This window comes from Microbacterium sp. SSM24, assembly GCF_025989145.1.
Lineage (GTDB): Bacteria > Actinomycetota > Actinomycetes > Actinomycetales > Microbacteriaceae > Microbacterium.
Window position 1 is genome coordinate 1190680 of the sequence record NZ_JAPDNQ010000001.1, and the last position, 26617, is coordinate 1217296.

General features: G+C 71.0%; 16 protein-coding genes. 5 read left to right on the top strand and 11 right to left on the bottom strand.

All coding sequences use genetic code 11. From position 1 onward, the window contains the following. The 9 genes from OL358_RS05505 to OL358_RS05545 form a co-directional block, all read right to left on the bottom strand. Positions 1 to 6066, bottom strand: a complete 6066-nt coding sequence (locus OL358_RS05505; RefSeq protein WP_264708935.1) for an Ig-like domain-containing protein — start codon at positions 6064 to 6066, stop codon at positions 1 to 3. A 177-nt stretch (positions 6067 to 6243) separates the two neighbouring features. Beyond that, the gene (locus tag OL358_RS05510) at positions 6244 to 8589 is read right to left on the bottom strand and encodes an excinuclease ABC subunit UvrA (RefSeq protein WP_264708936.1); all 2346 of its coding nucleotides are present in this window, start codon (positions 8587 to 8589) and stop codon (positions 6244 to 6246) included. 211 nt (positions 8590 to 8800) lie between these two features. Next, the gene (locus OL358_RS05515; RefSeq protein WP_264708937.1) at positions 8801 to 11047 is read right to left on the bottom strand and encodes an LLM class flavin-dependent oxidoreductase; all 2247 of its coding nucleotides are present in this window, start codon (positions 11045 to 11047) and stop codon (positions 8801 to 8803) included. Between the two features lie 39 nt (positions 11048 to 11086). Then, positions 11087 to 11719: a hypothetical protein gene (locus tag OL358_RS05520; protein ID WP_264708938.1), complete on the bottom strand. Its 633-nt coding sequence runs from the start codon at positions 11717 to 11719 to the stop codon at positions 11087 to 11089. Next, the gene (locus OL358_RS05525) at positions 11716 to 12177 is read right to left on the bottom strand and encodes a hypothetical protein (RefSeq protein ID WP_264708939.1); all 462 of its coding nucleotides are present in this window, start codon (positions 12175 to 12177) and stop codon (positions 11716 to 11718) included. Before OL358_RS05525 ends, OL358_RS05520 begins: the two co-directional genes overlap by 4 nt. A 5-nt stretch (positions 12178 to 12182) precedes the next feature. Further along, positions 12183 to 13778: a hypothetical protein gene (locus OL358_RS05530; RefSeq protein ID WP_264708940.1), complete on the bottom strand. Its 1596-nt coding sequence runs from the start codon at positions 13776 to 13778 to the stop codon at positions 12183 to 12185. Next, positions 13775 to 14095, bottom strand: coding sequence for a hypothetical protein (locus tag OL358_RS05535; RefSeq protein WP_264708941.1), 321 nt, complete (start codon positions 14093 to 14095; stop codon positions 13775 to 13777). Before OL358_RS05535 ends, OL358_RS05530 begins: the two co-directional genes overlap by 4 nt. Before the next feature lie 79 nt (positions 14096 to 14174). Beyond that, on the bottom strand, positions 14175 to 14747 hold the full coding sequence (locus tag OL358_RS05540) for a DNA-3-methyladenine glycosylase I (RefSeq protein ID WP_319805432.1): 573 nt from the start codon (positions 14745 to 14747) through the stop codon (positions 14175 to 14177). A gap of 319 nt (positions 14748 to 15066) precedes the next feature. Beyond that, positions 15067 to 17172 carry an acyl-CoA dehydrogenase gene (locus OL358_RS05545; protein WP_264708942.1) on the bottom strand — a complete coding sequence of 702 codons (2106 nt, stop codon included), beginning with the start codon at positions 17170 to 17172 and terminating at the stop codon, positions 15067 to 15069. Between the two features lie 241 nt (positions 17173 to 17413). On the opposite strand from OL358_RS05545, the gene OL358_RS05550 reads away from it, so the two are divergent. Together OL358_RS05550 and OL358_RS05555 are read left to right on the top strand one after the other, a co-directional pair. Beyond that, the gene (locus OL358_RS05550) at positions 17414 to 17893 is read left to right on the top strand and encodes a GNAT family N-acetyltransferase (RefSeq protein WP_264708943.1); all 480 of its coding nucleotides are present in this window, start codon (positions 17414 to 17416) and stop codon (positions 17891 to 17893) included. A gap of 58 nt (positions 17894 to 17951) precedes the next feature. Further along, a complete protein-coding gene (locus tag OL358_RS05555; protein ID WP_264708944.1) occupies positions 17952 to 19217 on the top strand; it encodes a GNAT family N-acetyltransferase in 1266 nt (421 codons plus the stop codon). Positions 19218 to 19305: 88 nt separating this feature from the next. Here OL358_RS05555 and recQ read toward each other — a convergent pair whose 3' ends face one another. After that, positions 19306 to 21291, bottom strand: coding sequence for a DNA helicase RecQ (recQ, locus tag OL358_RS05560; protein WP_264708945.1), 1986 nt, complete (start codon positions 21289 to 21291; stop codon positions 19306 to 19308). 278 nt (positions 21292 to 21569) lie between these two features. Here recQ and OL358_RS05565 point away from each other — a divergent pair, with 278 nt between their 5' ends. Then, on the top strand, positions 21570 to 22442 hold the full coding sequence (locus tag OL358_RS05565) for an SDR family oxidoreductase (protein ID WP_264708946.1): 873 nt from the start codon (positions 21570 to 21572) through the stop codon (positions 22440 to 22442). Between the two features lie 106 nt (positions 22443 to 22548). Here the strand turns inward: OL358_RS05565 and OL358_RS05570 are convergent, their stop codons facing one another. Further along, positions 22549 to 25164 carry a DEAD/DEAH box helicase gene (locus tag OL358_RS05570; RefSeq protein ID WP_264708947.1) on the bottom strand — a complete coding sequence of 872 codons (2616 nt, stop codon included), beginning with the start codon at positions 25162 to 25164 and terminating at the stop codon, positions 22549 to 22551. Between the two features lie 122 nt (positions 25165 to 25286). Between OL358_RS05570 and OL358_RS05575 the strand changes: the two genes are divergently transcribed. Continuing rightward, entirely contained in the window at positions 25287 to 25607 is a 321-nt protein-coding gene (locus tag OL358_RS05575) for a GNAT family N-acetyltransferase (protein ID WP_264708948.1), read from the top strand. A gap of 9 nt (positions 25608 to 25616) precedes the next feature. Next, positions 25617 to 26606: a pirin family protein gene (locus OL358_RS05580; RefSeq protein ID WP_264708949.1), complete on the top strand. Its 990-nt coding sequence runs from the start codon at positions 25617 to 25619 to the stop codon at positions 26604 to 26606. Positions 26607 to 26617 lie beyond the last annotated feature (11 nt).

Consider the following 26617-nt stretch of genomic DNA (forward strand, 5'->3'; position numbering starts at 1 on the left):
TCACCATTGCGTCGTCTCGTATCTCGTGCCGTTGAGGACCACCCAGACATTCGCCCCGGGCGTCCCGTAGTAGCACTGCAGCTGGGTCCTGCCGTTCGCGGGGAAGTTCACCGGACCCTCCCAGCTGTTGAACTGGCTCCCGTTCGCCCAGCACTCGTATCGGTAGCTGCCGGCCGCGAAGTCCTGCGTGTTGACCACGAAGAATGCACACGACGAGTGCGAGCAGTTCGGCTGCCCGACCGCGCTCGCCCCGCGGGACACGTACGCGCGCGGCTGGGGCGGGTCGACGGTGGTCGCGGCGTCGGACGGGATGCCGGACCACTGGCCCGCGGCATCCTGCGCTCGCGCCTCGATGGTGTGACGCTCGCTGTAGCCGTAGCGATTCGTCCGCGACCCGTTGTTGGCGACGTTCTGCCAGCCCCCGCCGTCGATGCGGATCTGCACCTGCGAGATCGTCCGGCCGTTGGGTGCGGGGGCATTCCACGTGAAGGTGATGTCGCGGCCGTCGCCGCTCCGCGTCGCCGTCACCGAGGGGTTGGCCACCGGACCGTAGGGGATCGCCTGGTTCGAGGCGGCGGAGGGGGCGCCGTCGTAGCGCACGCCGTCCAGCGCGGTGTAGGCGCGCACACGCACGGTGTAGGTCTGGCCGTTGGAGAGGCCGCCGATCGTGCGACCGTCCCAGTCCGCACGCCACGCGTTGCCGTTGAGGGAGAACTCGTAGCGCAGCTCGGACGCGTTGGCACCGTTGCCCGGCGCCCCGTTGTAGGTCACGACGATCGCGGAGTTGCCGCTCGGGGTCGTGGCCTGCACATTCGTGGGCGCTCCGGGTGCGACGAACGCGCGGCGCGGCGCGGACGGCGCGCTGTCGGCGCCCCAGCCGGCCTTGTTCCGCGCGGCGACGGTGAACGTGTAGTCGCTCGTGGACGCATCGATCGCGAGAGCCTGCGACGTCTGACCGCCCGGCACGCTCAGCGTGTTGACGACCGCTCCACCGCGCAGGACGTTCAGCCGGTATTCGGCGATCGCATCGCCGTTGTTGGCCGGCGCACCCCACGAGACGCGCATCTGCGCCTGGCTGCCGACCGGGTCGAGGCGCTCCGTCGACGGGGCGGCTGCGGCATCCGGAGCCCTCGCGGGGACCTCGGTCGCCGACCATGCGCTCCAGCTCGACGGCTCGGGTGCGCGGTTGTGGGCCTGGACGCGCACCTGGTACGCGACGCCGTTCTCGAGGCCGTCCCAGACCGTGCTGTTGCCGGTGAGGGCGGTCTTCTGCACGATGCCCGACGGCGGGGCCGGCGAGATCTCGAGCGTGAACGTCTCGACGGGCGAGCCGGGGGTCGAGGGTGTGACCCACGCCACCTGCAGGCTCCGGTCGCCGAAGACCAGAGTCGGCGGGTTCGGGGTGTCGGGCCGCGCGTCGGGACGGGCGGTCTCGGACGGCGCCGACGGGTCGGACGGACCCACGCGGTTGACCGCGACGACGGTGAAGTTGTACTCGACGTTGTTCGTCAGGTTCGTCAGGGTGCAGGTGGTCGCCTCGCAGCGCTGAGAGAAGCCGCGCGCGGTCGACGACACCTCGTAGTGGGTGATCTCGGCGCCGTTGTTGGCCGGCGGCGTCCACGAGAGCACCACCGTGCGGTCCTGCACGCTGGAGACCACCGGGGTGCCGGGCGCGTCGGGCTTGCCCTGCACGGTGAGGCGGATGCGGCCCTCGACCTCGCGATCGGGGTCGTTCGTGGCATCCGATACTCGGTAACGCACGACCATGGTGCCGAAGAAGTCCGCCGCAGGCGTGACGCGCACCTGGTCGCCGGAGACCTCGGCCACCCCGCGTCCGGTCTCGGGGATGACCGTCACGAGCTTCAGCGGCGTGTCCGGGAAGGGGTTCACGTCGTTGCGCAGCACCGGCACCGTCACGGTGTCGCCCTGGTGGGCCTCGTCGACGATGTCGTCGTTCGCGGTGGCGAGTTCGCGGGTGGATGCCGTCACCCGAACGGTCACCGTGCCCTCGACGGGGTCGGTCTCACCGTCGGACACGCGGATCGTGAGGCGCTCGATCGTGCCCTTCGGGGCATCCGAGTCGGCGCTCACGCGGAGTTCCTGATCGGCGACGGATGCCGAGAGGCCGCCGGGCACGCCGCCCACGATCTCGTACCGCATGCCGTCGGCGTCCTCGGGGTCGGGATCGGTCGTCAGGGCGAGGAGGTCGAGCGTGGTCGGGTCCTCGCCGGGCGCGACATCCATCTGCCCGTCCACGAACGTCGGCTGCTGGTTCTCGGGCGGGAGCACCGTGATCGGCATGGTCAGCGTCGCCTTGCGCCCGTCGGGGTCGTCGGGACCCGACCCGGTCGTGACCTCGAAGGTCAGCGCGTCCTGGCCGAAGTAGCCCTTCTTCGACGTGTAGACGAGCGTCGTCTGATCCTTGACGAGGTTCGAGCCGTCGGAGTTCACGGCGCTCACCTTCGCCGCCTCGGTGATGACGACGCGGCCGCCGCCCGCGGCGCGCACGTGCTCCTCGAGCGGGAGCTCGATGGTCTCGCCGCTGGCGACCTCGATCGCGTCCGTCGAGATGAGCGTCGGCGGCAGCGACGACAGCGAGGGGACGTGGATGAAGGCGGATGCCTCGGACCCGTCGCGGTCGGTGATCGTGTACATGATGATGCGGTCGGTGTCGTCGAGCTCGATCCGCACCGTGCCGTCGCCGAGGACGCGCGCGCCCGAGCCCGCGACCGACACCGCGAGGTCCTCGATCGTGCCGTCGGGGTCCTCGTCGTTCGCGAGCACCTCGATGTCGACCGAGGTCCCCTCGACGTCGACGGCTCGCACGTAGTCGTCGCGCGCGATGGGACGCAGGAGCGGCACGTCCTCCGACACCGTGATCTGCAGCACGGCGGTGGCCTTCGCGCCCCGCTCGTCGCGGATCGTGTACTGCAGCGACGTCTCGATCTCCTCGTCGGGCGCGGTCACGAGCACCCGATCGCCCGACACGCGGGCCTCGAGCCCGTCGACCTCGGGAAGGATCAGACCGTCGCGCAGGAGGGAGAAGAGATCGCCGTCGGGGTCGGAGTCGTTCGCCGTGACCGGCACCGCGACGGTACGCCCTGGACGCATCACGACCGCGTCCTTCGCGGCGTAGGGAGCCTGGTTGGCGCTCTCGGCGGGAGCGACGCCGACGCGGATCGAGCCCGTGGCCTCGGCGCCCAGACGGTCGCGAACGCGGTACGTGAACGCGTCGGCGCCGCCGGCGTCGTCAAATGCCTCGTAGACGATGTAGTTCGAGCCGACCTCGACCACGCGGCCCTTGCCGGGCGGCGAGGCGAGTCCCTCGAGGCGCACCGAGTCGCCGTCGGCGTCGATGCCGTCCAGCGGCACCGCGATCCGCACCTCGCTGCCGGCGAGCGCGCGGGCGACGATGTCGCGCGGGCGGGGCGCGGCGTTGGTCTCGGCATTGACCGGGAGGACCTGGATGGTCACGTACCCGGCATCCTTCTGCCCGCTGCTGTCGATGACCTCGTAGGTCGCGTAGACGGTGCCGGGCTCGTCGGAGGCACGGAAGCGCAGCAGGTCCTGCGAGACGAACATCTCGCCGTCCTCGGGCTCGATGAGCGGGGGCACGAGGTCGGGCGCGACATGGATCGCATCGCCGTTGGGGTGGTAGTCGTTCTCGAGCACGGGGATGTTCACGACGTCGCCCGCGCGCACGACGACCTGATCGTCGTTCGCGACCGGAGGCCGCAGCTGCGCGGGCGCCGGGATCGGGATGACGATGACCTCGCCTTCGGCCGAGCGCAGTCCGTTCGACACGCGGTACGAGATGCGCACCTGCGTGCCGAGCGCCGCCTGATCGCTGATGCGCAGCGTCTCGTGGTTGAGGACCGCCACCGAGATGCCGGAGTTGGGCTCGACGGTGACGGACTGCACGACGAGGATGCCGCCCGCCGGGTCGGAGTCGTTCGTGAGCACGTTCGCGAGCACTTCACCGCCGCTGGGCAGGAGCGCGACGTCGCGCACGGCGACCGGCGGGAGCGTCGTGTCGGCCTCCGCCAGCACGTCCACGCGCACGAGGCCCTCCGCGTTCTTCGACCCCGCGGCGACCAGGTACTGCACGTAGTACGTGCCGGGCGCATCCGAGCGGAACGCGAAGGTCTTGTTCGCGAAGTCGGGCGTGATCGTGGCACCGGGAACCTCGTCGACGCGCACGAGTCGCAGCGGCTCGCGCCCCGAGCTGGTGTCGTTCGCGAGGGGCGCCACCGTGGCGACCTGACCGGCCTGCACCACGACGCGATCGGCGTTGGTCACGGGGTCGGTCGAGCCGACCGGCCGCACGTCGAACCGCACGACGCCGGCCGCCTCGTCGTTGCCGTCCGAGACGACGATCTGGACGTCCTTGCGGCCCTGGGTGCCGCCGACGGCGCGGTAGGTGATGCGACCGTCCGACGTGAAGTCGGCCTCGTCGCCCGGTGCCGGCGTGACCGACTGGAGGAACACGTCGTCGCCGTCGGGGTCCTGCCAGTCGGGCAGCACGTTGTACGAGACCACACCGCCGGCCTCGACCACGACGGTGGTCACCCGCTTCTGCACGGGTGCCGCGTTGACGCTCCAGTCGTGGACGCTCAGTGTGACCGTGCCGGTGTCGGTGCCCTTGCGGCCGTCGTCGACGCCGTATGCGAAGGATGTCGTGCCCGACGCGTTCTCGGGTACGGCGATCTGGAGGGCGGCGCCGTCGTTGATCGCGGTCACCTCGCCGAACGAGGGTCCGCCGTCGGCGACCGACGCGATGAGCACGTCACCGTCGGCGTCGCTGTCGTTGTCGAGCACGGGGAGGAGGGTCGTGCGGCCGGGGCGGACGCCGAAGTCGTCGTCGGTCGCGATCGGCGGGGTGTTCTTGTCGGACCGCTCGGGCAGCGTCGTCTCCACCGTCTCCTCGGTGGTCTGCTCGTCCTCTTCGGCCTCGCCCTCGGGCGGAGTGATGTCGTTCCAGTTGTCGACGCGCTGCATGCTGTCGCTGGCCATCCAGGCGGCGCCGCCGATGACGTCGTTGAGCACGACCACGTCGCGGTTCACCCGGAAGCGGAGCACGGAGGTCGGGTCGAGACCGTCGATGTCGGTCGCGAAGTCGTCGGCGTCGCCCACGCAGTCGCGGACGAACTTCGCCGAGCCGTTCCACGCCGAGTAGGAGCATCCCTCGAGGAAGACCGGCGCGGCCGGCTCGCCCTGCGCCCCGGTGCTCTCGGCGACGGGCTCGGAGCCGTCGAGCGGAACGTGCACGAGGGAGGACGCGGTCGCGAGCGTCACCGAGTCGTTCTGCGCCGAGGGCTGCTGCAGCACGGCCGTCTGCCCGCCCTCGATCTGCGTGCGGTGTCCGTCCACGATGACGGTGCCGCTGTCGGCGTCGAGGATCGCGGGCCTGTCACCGACCGCGGTGATGCTCGTGGGCGCTTCCGCCTCGAGTCCGTCGACCCTCGCGCGCTCGGGCTCGGACGGCGCTCCCTCCGCGTCGGTTCGCACGGTGACGAGCTCGGAGTCCTCCGGCGAGACGGCGTAGACGGTGCCGTCGAGGCCGGCAGCGACATCCGCCCCCTCGCCCAGCGTGACGAGCGGCTCGGTCGCCTCGACCGCGAAGGACCCCACGGCCTGCGCGGGGACGACCCACAGGTCTCCGGACTCTCGGTCGAGGATGCCGACCGTGGTGCCGCCGAGCACGACCTTCGCGCCGGCGGGGATGTCGGACGACTCGGTCAGCGTCACCATCGCCGGGTCGACGGCGGTCACGCTCGAGTCGCTCTCATCGACCACGAGGACGTTCTGGCCGGCCTGGAGGATGTCGTACTCGCCGCTCGAGGTGCGCAGTCCGCCGTCGAGCACCTGCGACTCGTGGTTGAAATGCCCCACGAGGAGGGACGACCGCTTGGTCACCCAGACGCCGCCGTCGTTCAGATCGACCTCGGTCGTCGGGTTGCCCTGGTACACGAACGCCATGGTCGTGATGGCGACCGCCGCAACCGTGACCACCCCTGCGGAAGCAAGCGCCCGCGGGCGCGCGCGAAGCCACGCGAATGACGTCATCGAACCTCGGCCTCCTCCGGCGGTCGGTGCTTGCGTGGCGAGCGCAGTGGCAAGGGGACGGTCAACCCTAACCCGGTTGGACCTGAAGTCTCATCGTGATCCGCCCCCTCGGAGATCGTATTCCGAACGGCTCTCGCCGCGTATGGGGACAAAGACCCATGTGGGCGGGCCGGAGGCTCAGCCGGCGACGTATGCGCGCAGGTGCTCCGCGGTGAGCGAGCTCCCACCGGCGACGAGATCGGCGGGAGTGCCCTCGAACACGATCGTGCCGCCGTCGTGACCGGCACCCGGGCCGAGATCGATGATCCAGTCGGCGTGCGCCATCACGGCCTGGTGGTGCTCGATGACGATGACGCTGTTGCCGGCGTCGACGAGGCGGTCCAGCATCCCGAGCATGTTGTCGACGTCGGCCAGGTGGAGGCCCGTCGTGGGCTCGTCGAGTACGTACACGGCCCCCTTCTTGGCCATCGAGATCGCCAGCTTGAGCCGCTGCCGCTCGCCGCCCGAGAGGGTGTTGAGCGCCTGACCGAGGGTGATGTAGCCCAGTCCGACGTCGATCATGCGCAGCAGCGTGGTGTGCGCCGGGCCCTTCGTGAAGAACTCGGATGCCTCGCCCGCCGACATCGCGAGCACTTCGGCGATGTTCTTCCCGTCGAGGGTGTACTCCAGCACCTCGTCGCTGAAACCCGAGCCATCGCACGTCTCGCACAGCGTCTCGACGGTCTGCGTGAAGCCGAGCGTCGTGATGATCACACCGAGCCCCTTGCACGCGATGCACGCGCCCTCCGAGTTCGCGCTGAACAGTGCCGGCTTCACGCCGTTGGCCTTCGCGAACGCCGCGCGGATCGCGTCGAGGATGCCGGTGTACGTCGCCGGGCTGCTCCGCCGGGAGCCCTTGATGGCGGACTGGTCGACGACGACGACGTCGTCGAACGACGGCACGTTCCCGTGGATGAGCGAGGACTTGCCCGACCCGGCGACGCCGGTGACCACGGTCAGGATGCCGAGGGGGATGTCGACGTCGACCTTCTTGAGGTTGTGCTGCGTCGCCCCGCGGATCTCGAGAGCGCCCTTCGCGGTGCGGGTCTCGGACTTGAGCCGGGCGCGATCGCCGAGGTGACGGCCGGTGATCGTTCCGGACGCGCGCAGGCCGTCGACGTCTCCGGTGTACTGGATCTCGCCGCCGTTGCGCCCGGCGCCCGGACCGAGGTCGACGACGTGGTCGGCGATCTCGATCACCTCGGGCTTGTGCTCGACCACGAGCACGGTGTTCCCCTTGTCGCGCAGCTGCTTGAGCAGGCGGTTCATGCGCTGGATGTCGTGGGGGTGCAGGCCCGCGGTCGGCTCGTCGAACACGTAGGTGATGTCGGTGAGCGCCGATCCGACGTGGCGGATCATCTTCGTGCGCTGCGCCTCGCCGCCCGACAGCGTCCCGGAGGCGCGATCGAGGGACAGGTAGCCGAGGCCGATGTCCACGAACGAGCCGATCGTCTGACGCAGACCGATCATGAGCGGAGCGACCGCGGGGTCGTCGACCGTGTCGAGCCACGCCGCCAGGTCGGAGATCTGCATGGCGGCGGCATCCGCGATGTTGACGCCCTTGATCTTCGAGGACCGCGCGCCCTCGTTCAGCCGCGTGCCACCGCAGCTGGGGCAGGGCATGAACTTCACCGCCCGCTCGACGAACGCGCGGATGTGGGGCTGCAGGGCGTCGCGATCCTTCTGGAGCATCGACTTCGTGATCTTGGGGACGAGACCCTCGTAGGTCATGTTGATCCCGTTGATCTTGACCTTCGTGGGCTCCTTGTAGAGGAAGTCGTCGCGCTCCTGGTCGGTGTAGTCCTGGATCGGCTTGTCGGGGTCGAAGAAGCCGGACTCGGTGAACCCCTTCACCATCCAGCCGTCCACGTTGTAGCCGGGGATGGTGAGCGCTCCTCCCGCGAGCGACTTCGTCTTGTCGTACAGCTCGTCGAGGTCGACGTCGCTCGCCTCGCCCAGACCCTCGCACTGCGGGCACATGCCGCCGGTGATCTCGAAGCTGCGGCGCTCCTTGACCTTCTGGCCGCCCTTCTCGAACGTCACCGCGCCGGCGCCCTTGACGGACGGGATGTTGAACGAGAAGGCCTGCGGCGACCCGACGTGCGGCTGACCGATGCGGCTGAACAGGATGCGCAGCATCGCGTGCGCATCGGTGGCCGTGCCGACCGTCGAGCGCGAATTCGCGCCCATGCGCTCCTGGTCGACGATGATCGCCGGGCTCACGTTCTCGAGCGCGTCGACCTCGGGGCGGTTGAGCTGCCCCATGAACTGCTGCACGAACGTGGGATAGGTCTCATTGATCAGTCGCTGCGACTCGTTGGCGATCGTGCCGAACACGAGTGACGACTTGCCCGAACCGCTCACCCCCGTGAAGACGCTCAACCGGCGCTTGGGGATCTCGACGTCCACGTTCTTGAGGTTGTTCTCGCGAGCACCGACGACACGGATGACCTCGTGCGAATCGGCGATGTGGGGCTCGGTCATGGGTTCCTCTCGATCGAAGGCGACGCTACATTCTGCCGACCATCGAGGACACCCCGCTTCCTGAATCCTGCTCGATCGTCGTTCGTCGCGCCCGCCGTGCCGGGCTTGCGGCGGTGACGAACGGAGGAGATGTCACGAAAGGAGGACGTGTTCGCGCGCACAGGTCCTCCCTTCGTCACATGTCCTCGTTTCAGGACGCGGGCGGGGTTGGTCAGGCTGCGTCGGCCGCGGCGAGCGGCTCGATCGCGAAATTGTCGCGGAAGAGGCAGTTCGGGTCGTACTCCGCCTTCACCGCACGCAGGCGCGCGAGGGTCGCGGGCGGGAACGCCTCGGCGATGCGCTCGGGGCGCAGCGAGGAGTCGAAGCTCAGGTACATGCCGTCGACGTGCTCGGCGAGGGTGCGCCACTGCGCATCGAGGCGATCCGGGTGGGAGCCGAGCGCCACGACCGAGAAGTTCGCCGAGCGATGCGCGTACGCCGTCGCGTCCTCGGCGACGTCGGCCACCGCCCCGCCGACCGCGCGGAGCTGGAAGAACGGGACGGCGCCGGAGGCCAGCATCCGCTCCGCCGCCGCGGCGAACGCCGGCGTCACGTGCTCGATCAGTCCCGAGCGCGAGTGCGGCTCACCGGCTCCGTGCTGGGGCCCGAGGTCGGCGCCTGCCATGACCTGGGCGTAGGTCGTCAGCTGCACCGACTGCTGCACGAGCGGGGCGAGCTCGGCGAACGGCTGCGGGCGCGCGATGATCGTGTCGGGGTCGGACGAGTCGGCGATCCCGTAGAGCTGCACGATCTGCGGCTGGCCGGGGCTCGCCGCGCCCGTCAGCAGGAAGAGCGTGAGGTCGCGCGGCGACGCCTCGACGATGCGGCCGTAGCCTTCGAGGAACCCGGCAAGGTCGTCGACCTGGAATGCGAGCTGTGCGTACCCGACCTCTCCCACCTCGTCGACCTCGAATTCGAACGACGTCACGATGCCGACATTCGCGCCGGCCCCGCGGATCGCCCAGAAGAGCTCGGGGCGGGTCGCGGCATCCGTCCGCACGATCGACCCGTCGGCGAGCACGACCTCCGCGGCGCGCAGATGGTCGATCGTGAGGCCGTGCTCGCGCGCGAGCAGCCCGATCCCGCCCGCCGTCGCGAGACCCCCGACGCCGACGCCGCCGTAGTCGCCCGACGTGAGCGCCCAGCCGCGCTCGCCGAGCGCGGCGGCGACGTGCGTCCAGCGCGCCCCCGGGCCGATGCGCACGAGTCGGCGCTCGGCGTCGAGCACCTCGATGCCGTCGAGCCTCCGCAGGTCGATCACGATGCCACCGTCGTTCGTGCTGCGGCCGCTGATGCCGTGACCGCCGCTGCGCACCGCGAGCGGGAGATCCGGATGCTGTCGCGCGAAGCCGACCGCCGCGGCGACCTGCTCGGCGGAGTCGGGCTGCAGGACGATGCCGGGAGCGCCGCCGCGCATGTAGGTCGCGCGCACGTCGCCGTACTCGAAGTGGCCGGGCTCGATCGCGCGCAGTCCCTCGGGCACGGCGTCGTAGGCGATGCCGTCGCGACGTGCGACCAGGGCGGCCGCCGACCGCACCGGCGCCTCGGACGTGCCGCGGTCGCCGCGCTCGCGGGCGACGAGCTCGCGCACCGCGGGGGCGACGTCCTCGCCGAATTCCTGCAGGAGGCGCGGGTCGTCACCGGCCAGGATGAACGTGCCGATGCCGTCCTCGAGCGCGAGCTTCGCGAGCCGCTCGGCGAACTCCTGCGGGTCGGCCGCGAGCCGCCCGACGTTGAGCAGGCGCCGGATCTCGCGGGGATCCCGGCCTGCGCCCTCGGCGGCCTCGTCGATCGCGAGGTTGCCCTTCGCGAGATCGCCCGGCTGCATGTACCCGAGCGAGGGCAGCCAGCCGTCGCCCTTGCGACCGGTGAGCGCGAGCATCCGCGGCTTGTACGCGCCGATCCAGATCGGGATGTCGTGCGCCGGACGCGGCCCCCGCTTGGCGCCGTGCACGCGGTGATACCGGCCCTCGGTGAAGGCGCCACGCCGCTCGCTCGTGTCCCACAGCTCGCGCATGAGGTCGATCGCCTCCTCGAGCGCGGTCACGGCCTGGCCGGGTGTGAGCCGGCCGCCGCCCATCGCCTCGATCGCGTCCCAGAAGCCGCCGGCCCCGAGCCCGAGATCGAAGCGGCCACCCGAGAGCAGGTCGAGGCTCGCGGCCGCGCGCGCCGTGACGGCGGGCGGACGCAGCGGCACGTTGAGCACGTTCGGCGCGATGCGGATGCGCTCGGTGCGGGCGGCGACGAACGACATCAGGGTCCACGTGTCGAGGAACGCGGTCTGGTACGGGTGGTCCTGGAACGTGACGAGGTCGAGACCGGATGCCTCGGCCGCCTGCGACAGTCGGACGGGAGCGTCTGGTGCGCCGGCGGTCGGGGTGATGAACGCGCCGAACTCGATCGCGTGGCCGTAATCCATGTAGATCCTCCGAGTCGTCGAACGCCCTCGGGAGGCCGATCATTCCACGGATGCGGCGAGGGCGATCGAGTCGAAGAGATTCAGCATCGCGTTGCGGAGCTCGCCGAGCGGCGTCGCGAAGCTCGCCAGCACCACCTGCTTCGAACCGGGCACGGCGAACCAGTACTCGGCCTCGAGCCGCGTCGCGACGGCGGTGACGCCGTCCTCCTCGACGGTCTCCGTGTGCAGGCGATCGAGTCTCAGGATGCTGGCGCGCGGCCCGTCGAGCCGCTGGGCCGTCTCGACGCCGGGCACCGCGAGCACGCGGAAGCTCTCGGCGAGCACGCCGAGCACCGCATCGGCCGAGGTGCCGATCGCCGGGCTCATGCGCATGCCCTCGGGGGCATGAACCGTGAGCGATGCGGGTGTGGCGACGTCGGGCACGATCTCGATGCACAGGAAGAGCGCGTGGGCGGCGGCATCCCGGGCGGCATCGACCGCACGCTGGAAGCCCGCCCGCAGGCGGCGCCGGGCGATCGCGGCGTCATCGGCAGGGCCGACGAGCTCGCGGACCGCGGCATCGACCTCGGCCGACGCGGTCTCGGGATCGCGCGGATCGACGGCGAGCCAGCGGCCCGGCAGCTGGAAGGTCAGTCGCGGCGCGGTGCGCGGCGACGCATCGGCGACGCTCACGAGCCGTCGGCGATGCGGCGCACGTCGTCGGGGGAGAGCGGCAGACGCTCACTCCCACCGGACAGCTCGACGCCGAGCGACTGCGCGAGCTCCGGCGTGATGACGACGCTGTCTCGGAACGCCTCCGACCGGCCGGCGTAGTCGGCTCGCTCGCCGTCGATGAAGTACACGCTCACCTCGCGTCCGGCAGACGCGGGGTCCTCGGCCAGCACGGGAGCCGCAGCCCGTGTGGTGGCGACGACTCCCTCCTCCGTCGGGTCGTCGACGAACAGCAGCACGACCACCTGGGTGTTCCACGGCGCGCCTGAATGCGTCGTGTAGGCCAGGGAGCCGTTGACGCCGTCGATCTCGGAGAGACTCTGCTCGAGCCCCGTCACGTCGGGGTTCGAGGCGCAGCCCGATAGCGTCAGCGTGCCGATCGCGGCGGCGATCACAAGTGCGGTGCGAATGCGCTTCATGGGGTTCAGGAACCTCTCGTGTACTCGGCGACGTAGACGTCTTCGTAGCTGCCCGCGCCCTCCTCGGCGAAGAAGATCTCGTCGCCGGGCCGCGGTTCGGGCAGATAGCGCTCCGCCTCAGCACCATACATTCCGGCGTCATGCATGGGCCACGTGAGCGGCCGGTAGGTCTGCCAGTCGGCGTCGAAGCGCACGTAGTCGATGGGGTCGAGCCCCAGGAACTCCAGCGTATGGACGGGATCGATGCCGTTGTTGATCTGCGTCACCCGCACATCGGGCGGCATGTCGCTGTAGTGCTTGTCGATCGCGGAGCCCGCTGTGAACACCGACGCGACACGGTCCGCGACCCGAGGGTTCGTCGCGAGCTCGCCCGCCATCATGCCGCCGAGCGACCAGCCGGTGAACATGATCGGAGCGTCGCTCTCGAAGACGCCGGCCTCGGTCATCGCGTCCCACACGGCCTGCTCGTACTGCGTGGGCACGCCCGGGAACATCGAGAGCATCGCGTCGGCGCGGGCGTCGTTGAGGGCGCCGTCGGAGTTGAGCGGATTCCAGTTCTGCGTGCTCGGCAGCTGCACGCGCCACGAGATCACGTTGCCCTGGGCGTCGCGGATGGCTACCACGCGGATCTGCGTGAGACTCTCTCCGCCCTCTTCGTCCTGCTCGGCCAGGTCGGTCATGAGGCCCTCGTAGTCCCGTGCCTCGAGCGCGTCATCGCCCGGCTTCGGCTCACGATGACCGCCCGACACCTGCTGCGGCTTCGCGATCACCTCGCCGATCGCGAGGGCGAGCAGCGCGATCGCGAGCACCGCGGCGAGTACGAGCAGCCCGACCACGCCGAACAGCACGAAGATCAGCCCCACCACGAGCAGCCCCACGACGAGCAGCAGGGCCACGACCAGCGCGGACACGAGAGCGCTGAGCAGCTCCTGCAGGACGGCGACGACGACCGAGAGCACCTGCGACGCCCACTCGCCGACCATCTCGAAGAAGTCGCCGACGCCCTCCCAGAACTGGTCCCAGTTGTCGCCCCACGAGTCGGCCCCGTGCTCGATCGCGGTCTCGATCGCATGGATCGCCCGGTCGGCGGCATCCCAGATGTCCTGCCGCGCCTGGTTCAGGGTGCGCCGGGCATCCTCGACCTGACCCGCGGAGTAGGCGGCGCCGTCCTGCTTCGACCACAGCTCCTCGTACAGCGCGTCGGTCGGGTCACCCTGGGCCTCGGCGAGCGTGATGTCGTTGTTCAGGTCGTGGACGTCGTCCCGCAGTCGATAGGTGCGCGCCTGATGGAAGTCGGCGTCCTCGACAGCCGCGCGCGCCGTCGCCTGGATCGGCGCGAGCTCGACCGCGTACGTCGTGAGGGCGGTCGCGGTGCCGCCGTAGCGCCGGCGGGCGCGACGAAGACCAGCGGATGCCTCGGCCGCCGACTCCTCGAGAGCATCCGTCGCGCGGCTGCGCTGGTCGTCGACGAGGTCGCGAAGGGCGTCGGCCGCGCGCGCGATCGCCTCGGCGGTGGTCTGCAGACGCCGCGCGCGACTCTCGAGCTCGGCGGGGCGGCCCTCGAAGACGTCCTCGAACTCGACCGCCAAGCCGGAGCTCACGGGGCGTCCTCGTCGGTGTCGACGCCGTCGCCCATCGAGCGGTCGAGCTCCGTCATGGTCTCGTCGATCGCCTCGAGCCAGTCCCGCACGGCGACGAGCTGCTCCTCGAGCTTGCCCCGGTTGTGGTCCCAGTTGCCCGCGAAGTCGCGCACCTTGGCGGCGAGCCGGTGCTCGCCGGTGAGATCGGCCAGGTCGTCACCGACCCGGTCGGCGCTGCGGAATGTCTCGAGCGCAGCGCTGACCCGGCTCTTCGCCGTGCGCAGTGCGTCGAGGTCGAGCTCGATATCGCCCACGATCCATCCCTCCCGCCGCAGCATCCGGAGTCAGCCTATGGCTCGGGCAAGCGTCATCCGATGGGGACAAATCCCCACTGTGCAAGACGCGGGTCAGCCGCGGTCATGACGCGCGCCAGCATCCGTCGACGTGATCGTCGACCATGCCCGACGACTGCATCAGCGCGTACATCGTCGTCGAGCCGACGAAACGGAACCCGCGCTTGCGCAGCGCCTTGCTCATCGCATCGGACTCGGGCGTTGTCGCCGGCACGTCGGCGAAGGATGCCGGGCGCGGCCGGGCGGCGGGTGCGAACGACCACAGGAAGGCATCGAGCTCGCCCTGGTCGAGCTCGAGCATGAGCTGCGCGTTCGAGATCGTCGCGAGGATCTTCGCCCGGTTGCGGATGATTCCCGCGTCGCCCATGAGCCGTTCGACGTCTGCCTCGCCGAAACCCGCGACCACCGCAGGGTCGAACCCGGCGAACACCTCGCGGAACCGCGGACGCTTGCGCAGGATCGTGATCCACGACAGCCCCGCCTGAAATCCCTCGAGGCTCATCTTCTCGAAGAGCGGGCGGTCGCCGTGCAGCGGGAAGCCCCACTCCTCGTCGTGATAGCGGCGGTACTCGGAGTCGTCGCCGACCCACGCGCAGCGGGCGATGCCGTCGGGGCCGAGTCGGGTGTCGGTGGTCACGCCGCGACCCTACCCGGTCCCCCCGACGGCGGACCGCGGTGACGAACGTCTGGCTGACCGGAGAATGGCCGCCGGCCGCCTGCGTGGCGCACCCCGGGTAGACGTCACACATCGTCGAACGAAATCTGCGCACCCGATCCGCGCCCTGCTGCGGAATCGACAGTGTCCGGTTCTCGTATGTGAGTTGATGCTCACATAGCTGCAAAGGTCGCGACGAACCTGTGTGAGCCCGAACTCACATACGAGGTGGACGGTGCATCGATCCCGGAATCCCGCCGCGCCGCGCCGCGCCGCGCCGCGCCGCGCCGCGAGACTCCCGCTACTTCTTCTTCAGCGACTTCTCGCTGACGGGCGCCTCACCCGACGCGGCGAGCGCGGCGTAGTACTCGCGCGCCTCGTCCTGCCGCGCACGCTCGGCACCCGACGCGATCGGCGCACGCACGTGCTCGGGCGCGAAGCCGTAGGCATCGACGAGGTCCTGCGCGTGCGGGCGCAGGCGGGCGGTCAGACGGTCGATGTAGCGGGACACGGATGCCGCGCGCTGCGCCGACAGCCGCCCGTTGATCAGGTACCAGGCCAGGTGCTTCTCGATGAGGTGCAGCCCGAACAGGTCGCGCAGCCACATCAGCACCCGGCGGGTGCCGTCATCCTCGATGCGGTGGATGCCGTCGGTGAACGCCTCCCACTGCAGCAGCTCGGCGTGCGCACGGGCCGCCTCGATGAGCTCGGCCTGGTGGCTGTTGAAGACGGCAGCGGCCTCGGCGGGCGAGAGCTTGGATGCGGGACGCAGGGCTCCGGCGACATCCGACACCATCTGCTGCACGCGACCCGCGAGCAGGTCGTGCTGCTGGTCCTCACGCAGACCGAGTTCGACGGAGCGCGCCGTCGAACCGAGATCGGCGACCGACTGGCCGAGCTGGCGCAGCCCCGCGCCGTGGAAGAGCTTGCCGGCGGTCTGGCCCACGGCGAAGCGGGCGAGCCTGGCAGCATCCGCCCCCTTGAACTGCTTCGCGTAGTCGGCCAGCAGACGCTTGCCCACCAGCTGCAGGAGGACGTTGTTGTCGCCCTCGAAGGTGACGTACACGTCGAGGTCCTGGTGGAGGCCCACCATGCGGTTCTCGGCGAGGAAGCCGGATCCGCCGCACGCCTCGCGCGCCTCCTGGATCGTGTCGAGCGCGTTCCAGGTGCTGAGGGGCTTGAGCGCTGCGGCGAGCGTCTCGAGGTCCTCCCGCTCTTCGGGGGTGTCGGCCCGGCCCGAGAAGACGCCGTCGAACTTCTTGAGCAGCTCGTCGTGGGCGAAGAACTGGGCGTAGTTCTGGGCGAGGAGCGGGAGCAGGCGCCGCTGGTGCTTGCCGTAGTCGAGCAGCACGACCTCGGCGGTACCCGCGCCCGAGTCGAACTGGCGACGCTGCCCCGCGTAGGTCAGCGCGATGTGCAGCGCGAGCGCGGTGCCCGTCGTGGCGGCGCCGTCGAGAGAGACGCGGCCCTGCACGAGCGCGCCGAGCATCGTGAAGAAGCGGCGACCGGGGCTCGGGATGTCGGAGCTGTACGTGCCGTCGGCGGCGACGTCTCCGTACCGGTTGAGCAGGTTCGTGCGGGGGATGCGCACGTGGTCGAAGTGCAGCCGGCCGTTGTCGATGCCGTTGAGCCCGCCCTTGACGCCGTCGTCCTCGCCGCCGATTCCCGGGAGGAAGTCGCCAGCCTCGTCGCGCAGCGGCACGAAGAAGCAGTGCACGCCGTAGTTGACGCCGCCGGTGATGAGCTGGGCGAACACCGTCGCCGCCTTGCCGTGCAGCGCCGCGTTGCCGAGGTAGTCCTTCCAGGCGCCGCGGAACGGCGTGTGGATCACGAACTCCTCGGTCTCCGGGTCGTACGTGGCGGTGGTTCCGATCGCGGCGACGTCGGAGCCGTGCCCGGTCTCGGTCATCGCGAACGCGCCCGGGATGCTGAGGTCGGCGACGCCGCGCATCCACTTCTCGTGGTGCTCCTTCGTGCCGAGCTGGAAGATCGCCGACCCGAACAGGCCCCATTGGACGCCGGACTTGATCTGCAGGCTGGGGTCGGCGAGCACGAGCTCCTGGAAGCCGGCGAGGTTCGCGCCGTTGTCGTTGAGCCCACCGAACTCCTCGGGGAGCGCGCGGCGCGATCCGCCGTGCTCCACCAGCAGATGCAGCTGGGTCAGCACGCGCTCGCGGTGGTCGGCCATGGGCTGGCCCTCGATGCGCCAGAACGCCGGGTCCTTGATCATCTCGCGCGCTTCGCGGCGGGTGTCGCCCCAGGTTCCGAGAAGAAGGTCGGTCACGGCATCCACGTCGATACGGGGCTCGGATGCCTCCTCCGGCGTGTGCGCGGCGGTCGGCGCACCGCCGGCGGGCGTGCGCTTGCTCGTGGCGGGCTTGGGGGAGCGGACGGCGGCGTCGGCCATGCGTCACCTCTCGGTTCGGAGATGGAAAACTCACTTCCGACGGTAGGACTCCCACAACGCAGGTTCAAACCGCTTGGAGCCCTTCCACAATCACCCTGCGAGACGGGTCGCCCCCACCTTGTGCCCACCCCACACCCCCTCCTCTCTACCCGGTCCGTTTGTGCGGGCGTTTGGCCGCCTCCCGGGCGAGGGAGGCGCACATTCGCCCGCACAAACGGACCGGTTCGGGGAGGATGAGACGGTGCAGGTAGAGCTCGAGCCGTGGACGGATGCCGATCTCGTCATCCTCCGGAGGGCCAACACCGCCGAGCTGACCGAGTACCTCGGTGGGCCCGAGACCGAAGCGGCCCTGCTCGCGCGCCACGCCGAATACCTCTCCGGCGGAGACGCCGTGCGGATGTTCCGCATCGTCGCCGACGGCGCGACCGCGGGATACGCGGGCTGGTGGGAGCAGGACCACGACGGAGCACCCGCCTACGAGGTGGGCTGCGTGGTCGCGCCGGAATGGCAGGGCCTCGGCGTTGCGTCGGCGGCGCTCGCCGAGGTCGTGCGGGGTGCACTCGCGGCAGGCGGCGGACGGCCGCTCGTCGGCTACGCCCACGCCGAGAACGAGGCATCCCACGCCCTCTGCCGCCGCGCGGGGTTCACGCCGGAGGGCACCGGGGTGTTCCCCGGCGATCCGCCGGTGAGCGTGACCGTGTGGGTCATCCGGCCCGGCTGACCGGGCCGGCGGTGTCGGGGGCGATCCGGAGAATGGGATACCGACGAGAGGCGGAGCGATGAGGGTCGGACTGCACCCGTGGAGCGAGGGCGACCTGCCCGTGCTCGAGCGCGCGAACTCTCCCGAGATGACGGCGCACCTGGGCGGACCCGAATCCGACGAGCAGGTGCGCGAGAGGCACGAGCGCTACCTGCGGCTCAACGCGTCGGGCGAGGCCCGGATGCTGCGCATCGACGTCGACGGGGTGCCCGCCGGCGGCATCGGATACTGGGCCACCGACCACGACGGCGCGCCCGCCTTCGAGGCCGGGTGGGGCGTCGAGCCGCAGTTCCAGGGCCGCGGCGTCGCCCGTGAGGCGCTGCGTCAGCTGACGCGTCTCGTTGCGGCCGACGGGCGCCGCGGGCTCTTGGTCGCGTATCCGGGCGTCGACAACGTCGCATCGAACGCGCTCTGCCGCAGCCTCGGATTCGAGGCCGGCGTCACCTCCACCATGCCGTGGCGCGGCAGTGAACTGACGTTCCGGGTCTGGACCCTGGACGTGTCGCCGCTCGACCTCTCCGGGCGGACGGCAGAGATCGACGAGCGCTTCGTCGGCGCCTCGCTCGACGAGTCACGCTGGTGGCCGTTCTACACGCCGCACTGGTCATCGAGGGAGGCCGCCGCCGCGCGCTGGTCGGTCGGCCCCGGCGGACTGCGGCTCCGCATCGATGAGGACACCGCGCCGTGGGCGCCCGACCTCGACGGTGAGCTGCGGGTGTCCCACCTGCAGTCGGGTCAGTTCTCGGGACCCGTAGGGAGTCTCGTCGGACAGCACCGGTTCCGGCCGGGACTCGTCGTGCGCGAGGAGCAGCCCCAGCACCGCGGCTGGCTCGTCCGGCACGGTGTGATCGAAGTCCGGCTGGCCGCGATCCGCCACGACGACGCGATGGTCGCATGCTGGCCCATCGGCTTCGAGGAGCAGCCCGACGACTGCGGCGAGCTGTGCATCGCCGAGATCTTCGGGAGCGAGCTCGACGACGAGGGCGGCTGGGTCGGCGTCGGCGTGAAGCCGCAGAACGATCCCCGGCTGCGTGAGGACTTCGAGAAGATCCGGATCGACGGCGATCTCACCGCGATGCACGACTACGCCGTGGAGTGGACGCCCGAGCGCGTGCGCTTCTTCATCGACGGCCGCTGGGTGAAGACATCCGTCCAGTCGCTCGACTACCCGATGCAGTTCATGCTCGAGGTCTACGAGTTCCCGCGCGCGGACGGCACGCGCGACCTCTCGGCGCTCCCCCACGTGCTCCGGGTGGAGCGGGCGCGCACGTTCCCGTCGGTGTGAGCCCGGCCCTGCCGGGATCAGGCCCCGCGGGAGAGGCGGCGTGCGGGCGAGCGCGCGAATCACCCGAACGACGACCGACGTGGCTGCGTCAGGCGGCGCGGATGACGTCGAGGACGGCCTCGCCGTAGGCCTCGCGCTTCTTCGCGCCGATGCCGGTGACGCCGTCCAGGCCCGCGAGGCTCTCGGGGCGCGTCTCGGCGAGCGCGCGGAGTGTCGCATCGCCGAACACGATGTAGGCGGGCACGCCGAGCTCGCGCGCGACGCCGGCGCGCCACTCGCGCAGGGCCTCGAACAGCGGCCGGTCGCGCTCGGCGAGCGTGTCGGACGCCGACACCTTGCGCACGCGAGCGGCGCCGCCGGCGCGCCCGAGCACGTCGCGACGCAACGGCACGGCCGACTCGCCCTTCAGAACGCCGGCGGCGGGTTCGCCCAGCGCGAGGGTGCCGTACTCACCGCGCGAGACCAGGATGCCCCTCGCCAGCAGCTGTCGGATGACGCTGCGCCAGTCCTGCTCCGACAGATCGGCGCCGAGGCCGTAGGTCGAGAGCGAGTCGTGGCCCTGCTGCCGGATGCGCTCGGTCGAAGACCCCCGCAGGATGTCGATGAGGTGCCCGGCGCCGAACGCCTGGCCGCGTTCGCGCTGCAGCCGCACGATGGTCGAAAGCAGCTTCTGCGCAGGGACGAGGCCGTCCCAGGTCTCGGGCGCCTCGAGGCAGGTGTCGCAGTTCCCGCACCGTCCGGCGGGCTCGCCGAAGTATCCGAGGAGGTTCTGGCGGCGGCATCCGATCGTCTCGCACAGCGCCAGCATGGCGTCGAGGTGCTGACCGAGACGGTTCTTGAACGCGCGATCGCCGGGGCTCTGGTCGATCATGCGGCGCTGCTGCACCACGTCGCCGAGGCCGTACGCCATCCAGACGACGGCGGGGTCGCCGTCACGGCCCGCGCGACCGGTCTCCTGGTAGTACCCCTCGACCGATTTGGGCAGGTCGATATGGGCGACGAAGCGCACGTCGGGCTTGTCGATGCCCATGCCGAACGCGATGGTCGCGACCATGACGACGCCCTCGTCGCGAAGGAACCGCGACTGGTTCGCGGCACGTGTGGATGCCTCGAGCCCGGCGTGGTACGGGAGCGCGTCGAAGCCCTGCGTGCGCAGGAACTCGGCCGTCTGCTCGACGGACTTGCGACTGAGCGCGTAGACGATGCCGGCGGAGCTCTCGGGCTGAGAGCGGATGAAGGCGGCGAGCTGCCGGCGCGGGTCGGTCTTCGCGTCGATGCGGTACTGGATGTTGGGGCGGTCGAAGCTCGACACGAAGTGCCGCGCTCCGGGGAGGCGGAGCCGCTCGGTGAGCTCTCGATGGGTCGCCGGGGTCGCCGTGGCGGTGAGTGCGAGCCGCGGGACGCCCGGGAAGCGCTCGGCGAGCTCGCCGAGCGCGAGGTAGTCGGGACGGAAGTCGTGGCCCCACTGCGATACGCAATGGGCTTCATCGATCGCGATGACGCTGAGCGATCCGCGGGCGAGGAACCGCAGCGTCGCCTCGGTGGTGAGTCGCTCAGGCGCGACGTAGAGCAGGTCGAGGTCGCCCGCGAGGTAGGCCTGCTCGACCGCCGCGCGCTCGTGCGGCGCCTGCGTGGAGTTGAGGTAGGCGGCGCGCACGCCGTTGGCGAGGAGCGCGTCGACCTGGTCGTGCATGAGCGCGATGAGCGGACTCACCACCAGGCCCGTGCCCGGTCGGATGAGCGCGGGCACCTGGTAGCAGACGCTCTTGCCGCCGCCGGTCGGCATCAGCACGACCGCGTCGCCGCCGGCGACGACGTGCTCGACGATCGCGCCCTGCTCTCCGCGGAACGCATCGTAGCCGTAGACCTCGTGCAGCACGGCGCGGGGATCGGCGCCGACGAAGTCGCGGCGGGGCGCCGACGCGAACGCCGGCTCGGGTGCACCGAGTCCCGGCGTCGGCCCGCCGAACCGCGACTGCTCGACGTAGGGAGGCTCGTCGAACTCGGGCGGCGGCGCGAACTCGTCGGGATCCCACTCGAGGTCGGCGTACGGGTCGCCCTGCGGAGTGCTCATCCCCTCCAGGGTAGCCGCGTCCTCCGACGCCGAACCCGGCCGAGCCGCCCTCCGTGGAGCCCCGGCGACCTCGCCCGCTGGGGAGGAACCTCGAGTCGCCAAGACACGCCGGCATCGCGCCCGCTGCCGGCGTGTTCTGGCGACTCGGGGCCCTGGCGATCCGGCGGAGGGGCTGCGGTATCGTCGGCGCCATGCAATGCCGATGAACGCCCCCCGCTCCCGCAGCACTCACGCCGCACGCTCGCAGCACGTGACGCACGGCATCCGAAAGGCATCGCATGTTCTCCTCAGACCCCCTCCCCCTCCGAGGGCGCACCGCGCTCGTGACCGGCGTCTCGCGCCGGCGCGGCATCGGGTTCGCCGTCGCCCGCCGCTTCGCCGCGCTGGGCGCCGACGTCTTCATCCACCACTTCTCGGCGCACGACACCCCGCAGCCGTGGGGCGGCGACGACCTCGACCTCGTGCGCTCGGAGCTGCGCACCGCGCTCACCGACGGCGCGGTTCTCGGCGACGTCGACGCCGACCTGCGCGACCCCGCCGCCATCGACCGGGTCATCGACGCGGCGCGCGCACTGACCGGCCGGCTCGACATCCTCGTGTGCAACCACGCGCAGTCCGGCGGCGACGGCGCCCTGCTCGACATGACCGCCGATCGCCTCGACGCGTTCTGGACGGCCAACGCACGCTCGACGCTGCTGCTCACCCGCGCGTTCGCGGCGCTCCACGCGGAGAGCGCCCCGGGAGCTCGGCCCGGCGAGCGCATCGCTCGGACCGAGCCCTTCGCGGCACCGGTCGGCCGCGTGTTCTGGATGACGTCGGGCCAGATCCACGGACCCATGCGCGGCGAAGTGGCTTACGCGACGAGCAAGGCGGCGCTCGCGGGCATCACCCCGACGGTCGCGGCGGAGCTGCTCGACCTCGGGATCATCCTCAACACCATCGACCCCGGCCCGGTGAACACCGGCTACCTCGACCCGGAGACGACCGACCGGCCGCTCGACGAACTCCAGGAGTGGATCCGCACGACCCCGTTCGGCCGCGTCGGGCGCCCCGACGACCCCGCCCGGCTGATCGCCTGGCTCGCGACCGACGAGGGCGCGTGGGTCATCGGCCAGGTCCTCTCCTCCGACGGCGGTTTCTCCCTCGGCTGAGCCCGCCTGGCCTTCTTCCGTTTGTGCGGGCGAATGTGCGCCCGCGCGGCGCGGCAAGCGGCCATTCGCCCGCACAAACGGACCCCAGGTTCGGAAGCGGGGCGGGCTAGAGCCGCACGACCTCGGTGATGCGCACCACGGCGGTGCCGGCCTCTTCGGATGCCGGGAGGTCGACCTCGCCGCGGATGCGCCAGTCGTGATTGCCCTCCGGATCGTCGATCGTCTGCTCGACGCGCCAGAGACCGGATGCCGCGGCATCCGCCTCGTCGATGGTCACGAGTTTCGGCGACCGGGCCGGGCCGCCCGTCAGCAGCTCGTCGTGCTCGTCGAAGTAGGCGTCGAGCGCGGCAGGCCAGTCCACATCGGGATCGAGCTCCACGAGGTCGTCGTCGCGCTGCAGCGCCGCGAGCTGCACACGCCGGAACAGCTCGTTGCGCACGAGCACGAGGAATGCGCGGCGATTGGTGAGCACCGACGGGGGCGCGGGCGGCACGACCGGCGCGTCCGGATCGGCGGCGGGGTTGATCAGCGCCTCCCACTCGTCCACGAGGCTCGAGTCGACCTGGCGCACGAGCTCGCCGAGCCACGCGACGAGGTCGTGCAGCGACTCGGTCTGCGCCTCGGCGGGCACGGTCTGGCGGATCGCACGGTAGGCGTCGGAGAGGTACCGCAGCACGAGCCCCTCGCTGCGGGCGAGCTGGTAGTGGTTGATCAGCTCGGCGAAGGAGAACGCCCGCTCGAACATGTCGCGCACGACCGATTTCGGAGACAGCTCGAAGTCGCGCACCCAGGGCTGGCTCGACGCGAACACCTCGAACGACTGGGCCAGGAGCTCCTCCAGCGGCTTCGGGTACGAGACCTCCTCGAGCAGCTCCATGCGCTCGTCGTACTCGATCCCCTCGCGCTTCATCGCCGCGACCGCCTCACCGCGCGCCTGGAATTGCTGCTGCGAGAGCACGGGACGCGGATCGTCGAGCGTCGCCTCGATCACGCTCACGACGTCGAGCGCGTAGTGCCCGGTGCCGGCGGATCGCCGTACAGAACTCGACGGATTCGCGACCTCGGAGCCGCCATCCGCGTCCACCGCGGCCGGGCCGGCCGCTTCCGTGGAGTTCTGCCCGCGCACGTGCGGCGCCCGGTCCTCCTCTTCAGGGTCGAGCAGGCCGATCGCGGCGAGCGCGAACGGGGACAGCGGCTGGTTGAGTGCGAAGTTCGGCTGCAGATCGACGGTGAGGCGGATGGCCCCCGTCGACCGGTCGACCTCGACGACGTCGGCCGCCAGCAGCGTGCGGAAGATCGCCAGCGCCCGGCGTGCGAGTTCGAACTGGCGCGCCCGCGGCTCGTGGTTGTCGCGGACGAGCGCGCGCACGTTCGCGAACACGTCGCCGCCGCGCGCGATGACGTTGATGAGCATCGCGGCCGTCAGCTGCAGCTGCGGCACCAGCGGCTCGGGCTCCGCCGCGATGAGCCGGTCGTAGGATGCCTCGCTCCAGTTCACGAACCCCTGCGGCGCCTTCTTGCGCACGACCTTCTTGAGCTTCTTGGGGTCGTCGCCGGCCTTGGCGAGGGCGACCGCGTTCTCGACCTCGTGATCCGGCGCCATCACGACGACGGTTCCCGCGGTGTCGTAGCCGGCTCGTCCCGCGCGGCCGGCGATCTGGTGGAATTCGCGGGCGCTGAGCTGCCGCATCCGCTGTCCGTCGTACTTCGCGAGAGCGGTCACGAGCACGGTGCGGATCGGCACGTTGATGCCCACGCCGAGGGTGTCGGTGCCGCAGATCACGCGCAGCAGGCCCCGCTGGGCGAGCGTCTCGACGAGGCGGCGGTAGCGCGGGAGCATCCCGGCGTGGTGCACGCCGATGCCGGCGCGGACGTAGCGTGACAGCGTGCGGCCGAACGCCGTCGTGAAGCGGAATCCGCCGATCGCCTCCGCGATCGCGTCGCGCTGCTCGCGCGAGACGACCCGGATCGACGACAGCGCCTGCGCGCGCTCCATGGCGGCGGCCTGCGAGAAGTGCACGACGTACACCGGCGACTGCCCGGTCTGCAGCAGGTCCTCGACGGTCTCATGGACGGGCGTGCGGGCGTACGAGAAGAACAGCGGCACGGGCCGCTCGACGCCGGTGATGCGCGCAGTCGGGCGGCCGGTGCGGCGCGACAGGTCGTCGGCGATCGTCGTGACGTCCCCGAGCGTCGCCGACATCAGGATGAACTGGGCACGCGGGAGCAGGAGCAGCGGCACCTGCCACGCCCACCCTCGATCGGGGTCGCCGTAGTAGTGGAATTCGTCCATGACGACCTGGTCGACCGCTGCGTCGGCCCCTCGCCGCAGCGCGAGGTTCGCGAGGATCTCGGCGGTGCAGCACACGATCGGCGCGTCGGGGTTGACCGACGAATCGCCCGTGACCATCCCGACGTGGGCCGCGCCGAAGATCTCGACGAGGGAGAAGAATTTCTCGCTCACCAGTGCCTTGATCGGCGCCGTGTAGTACGTGCGGCCGCCGCGTGCGAGTGCGGCGGCGTGGGCCGCGACGGCGACGAGCGACTTGCCCGTCCCCGTCGGGGTGGACAGGATCACATTCGATCCCGACACGATCTCGATGACGGCCTCGTCCTGCGCCGGGTACAGCGTCAGCCCACGATCGGCGGCCCACTCGACGAAGCCCAGGTACGCGCTGTCGTCGTCGGCGCCGCGCGGCACGGCGTCGAGGAGCGAGAGCATGCTCCCGAGTCTGCCAGCAAGAACGCGACGGATGCCTCGGCCCGCCCCGCGTGCGAGGTGCGGCGCGCTGGCGGAACACCCGCCGCCGGCCGTACGTTGAAGCGGACGACGAAAGGATGCCGATGCCCGCCTCCACCGATGAGACCACCGTCGCACGCAACGACGAGGAACGCCGCTACGAGATCCATGTCGGCGATGTCCTCGCCGGGTTCACGACCTTCCGGCCCGACGCGCAGGGGCGCCTGCGCTTCCCGCACACCGAGGTGGACCCCGCCTTCCGCGGTCGCGGTCTCGCCCAGACCGTCGTGGCCGAGGCGATGGCCGATGCCGCCCGCCGCGGCGAGACCGTCATCCCGCACTGCCCGGTCGTGGCGAAGTACCTCCGCGAGCACGAGGTCCCCGGTCTGACCGTGGAGTGGCCGGCCCACGCCCACCCCGAGTGACGCGCTGACATGACGCGACTCGACACCGACGACGCCCCCATCACGGAGGCCCCCGCCGCGTGCGACGGTCCCCGCGCGCTGCTCCTCGAGGCGCGGGAGGTCCCGCTGGGCGGCGTCCGGGCGATGAGCGTGCGCCGCGCGCTGCCTCAGCGCGACCTGCCGCTCGTCGGCGCATGGTGCTTCCTCGACCGTTTCGGGCCGCAGGTCACGCGCATGCGCGTCGAACCGCACCCGCACATCGGGCTGCAGACGGTGACCTGGCCCCTCGTCGGCGAGGTGCGGCACCGCGACTCCGTCGGCAGCGACGTCACCGTCCGGCGCGGCGCGCTGAACCTCATGACCAGTGGCGACGGCATCTCCCATTCGGAGTACTCCGTGGGAGCGGATGCCGCGCCCCTCGACGCCCTGCAGCTGTGGGTCGCTCTTCCCGAGTCCCGTCGCCACGGTGCGCCCGCCTTCGAGCAGCACGCCGTGCTGCCCGAGGTCCCGCTCGACGCCGTGCAGGGCGACGCCGGGTCGGCGACGGTCGTGCTGGGAGCCTTCGCCGGCGCGAGCTCGCCCGCCACGACGTACACGCCGATCGTGGGCGCCGAGATCCGCGTGCCCGCCGGGTCCCGCGTCTCCCTGCCGCTCGACCCCGCGTGGGAGCACGCGCTGATCGGTGTGGCGGGGGATGCCGCGGTGCACGCCGCACCCGATGCCGGATCGACCGGCGTCGACGACGCGCACCTGCTGTATCTCGGCATCCGCCGTTCGTCGGTCGACGTGTCGAGCGTCACCGGCGCGACGCTCTTCCTGCTGGGCGGCGAGCCCTTCGAGGACGACATCGTGATGTGGTGGAACTTCGTCGGCCGCACCCACGAGGAGATCGTGGCGGCCCGCGACGCGTGGGAGTCACGCGATGCCCGCTTCGGGAGAGTCATCGACCACGGCGACGAACGCATCCCCGCCCCGCCGCTCCCCGCCGTGCGGCTCACGCGCCGACGCCGGCGGGTCTAGCCGCGGCGCAT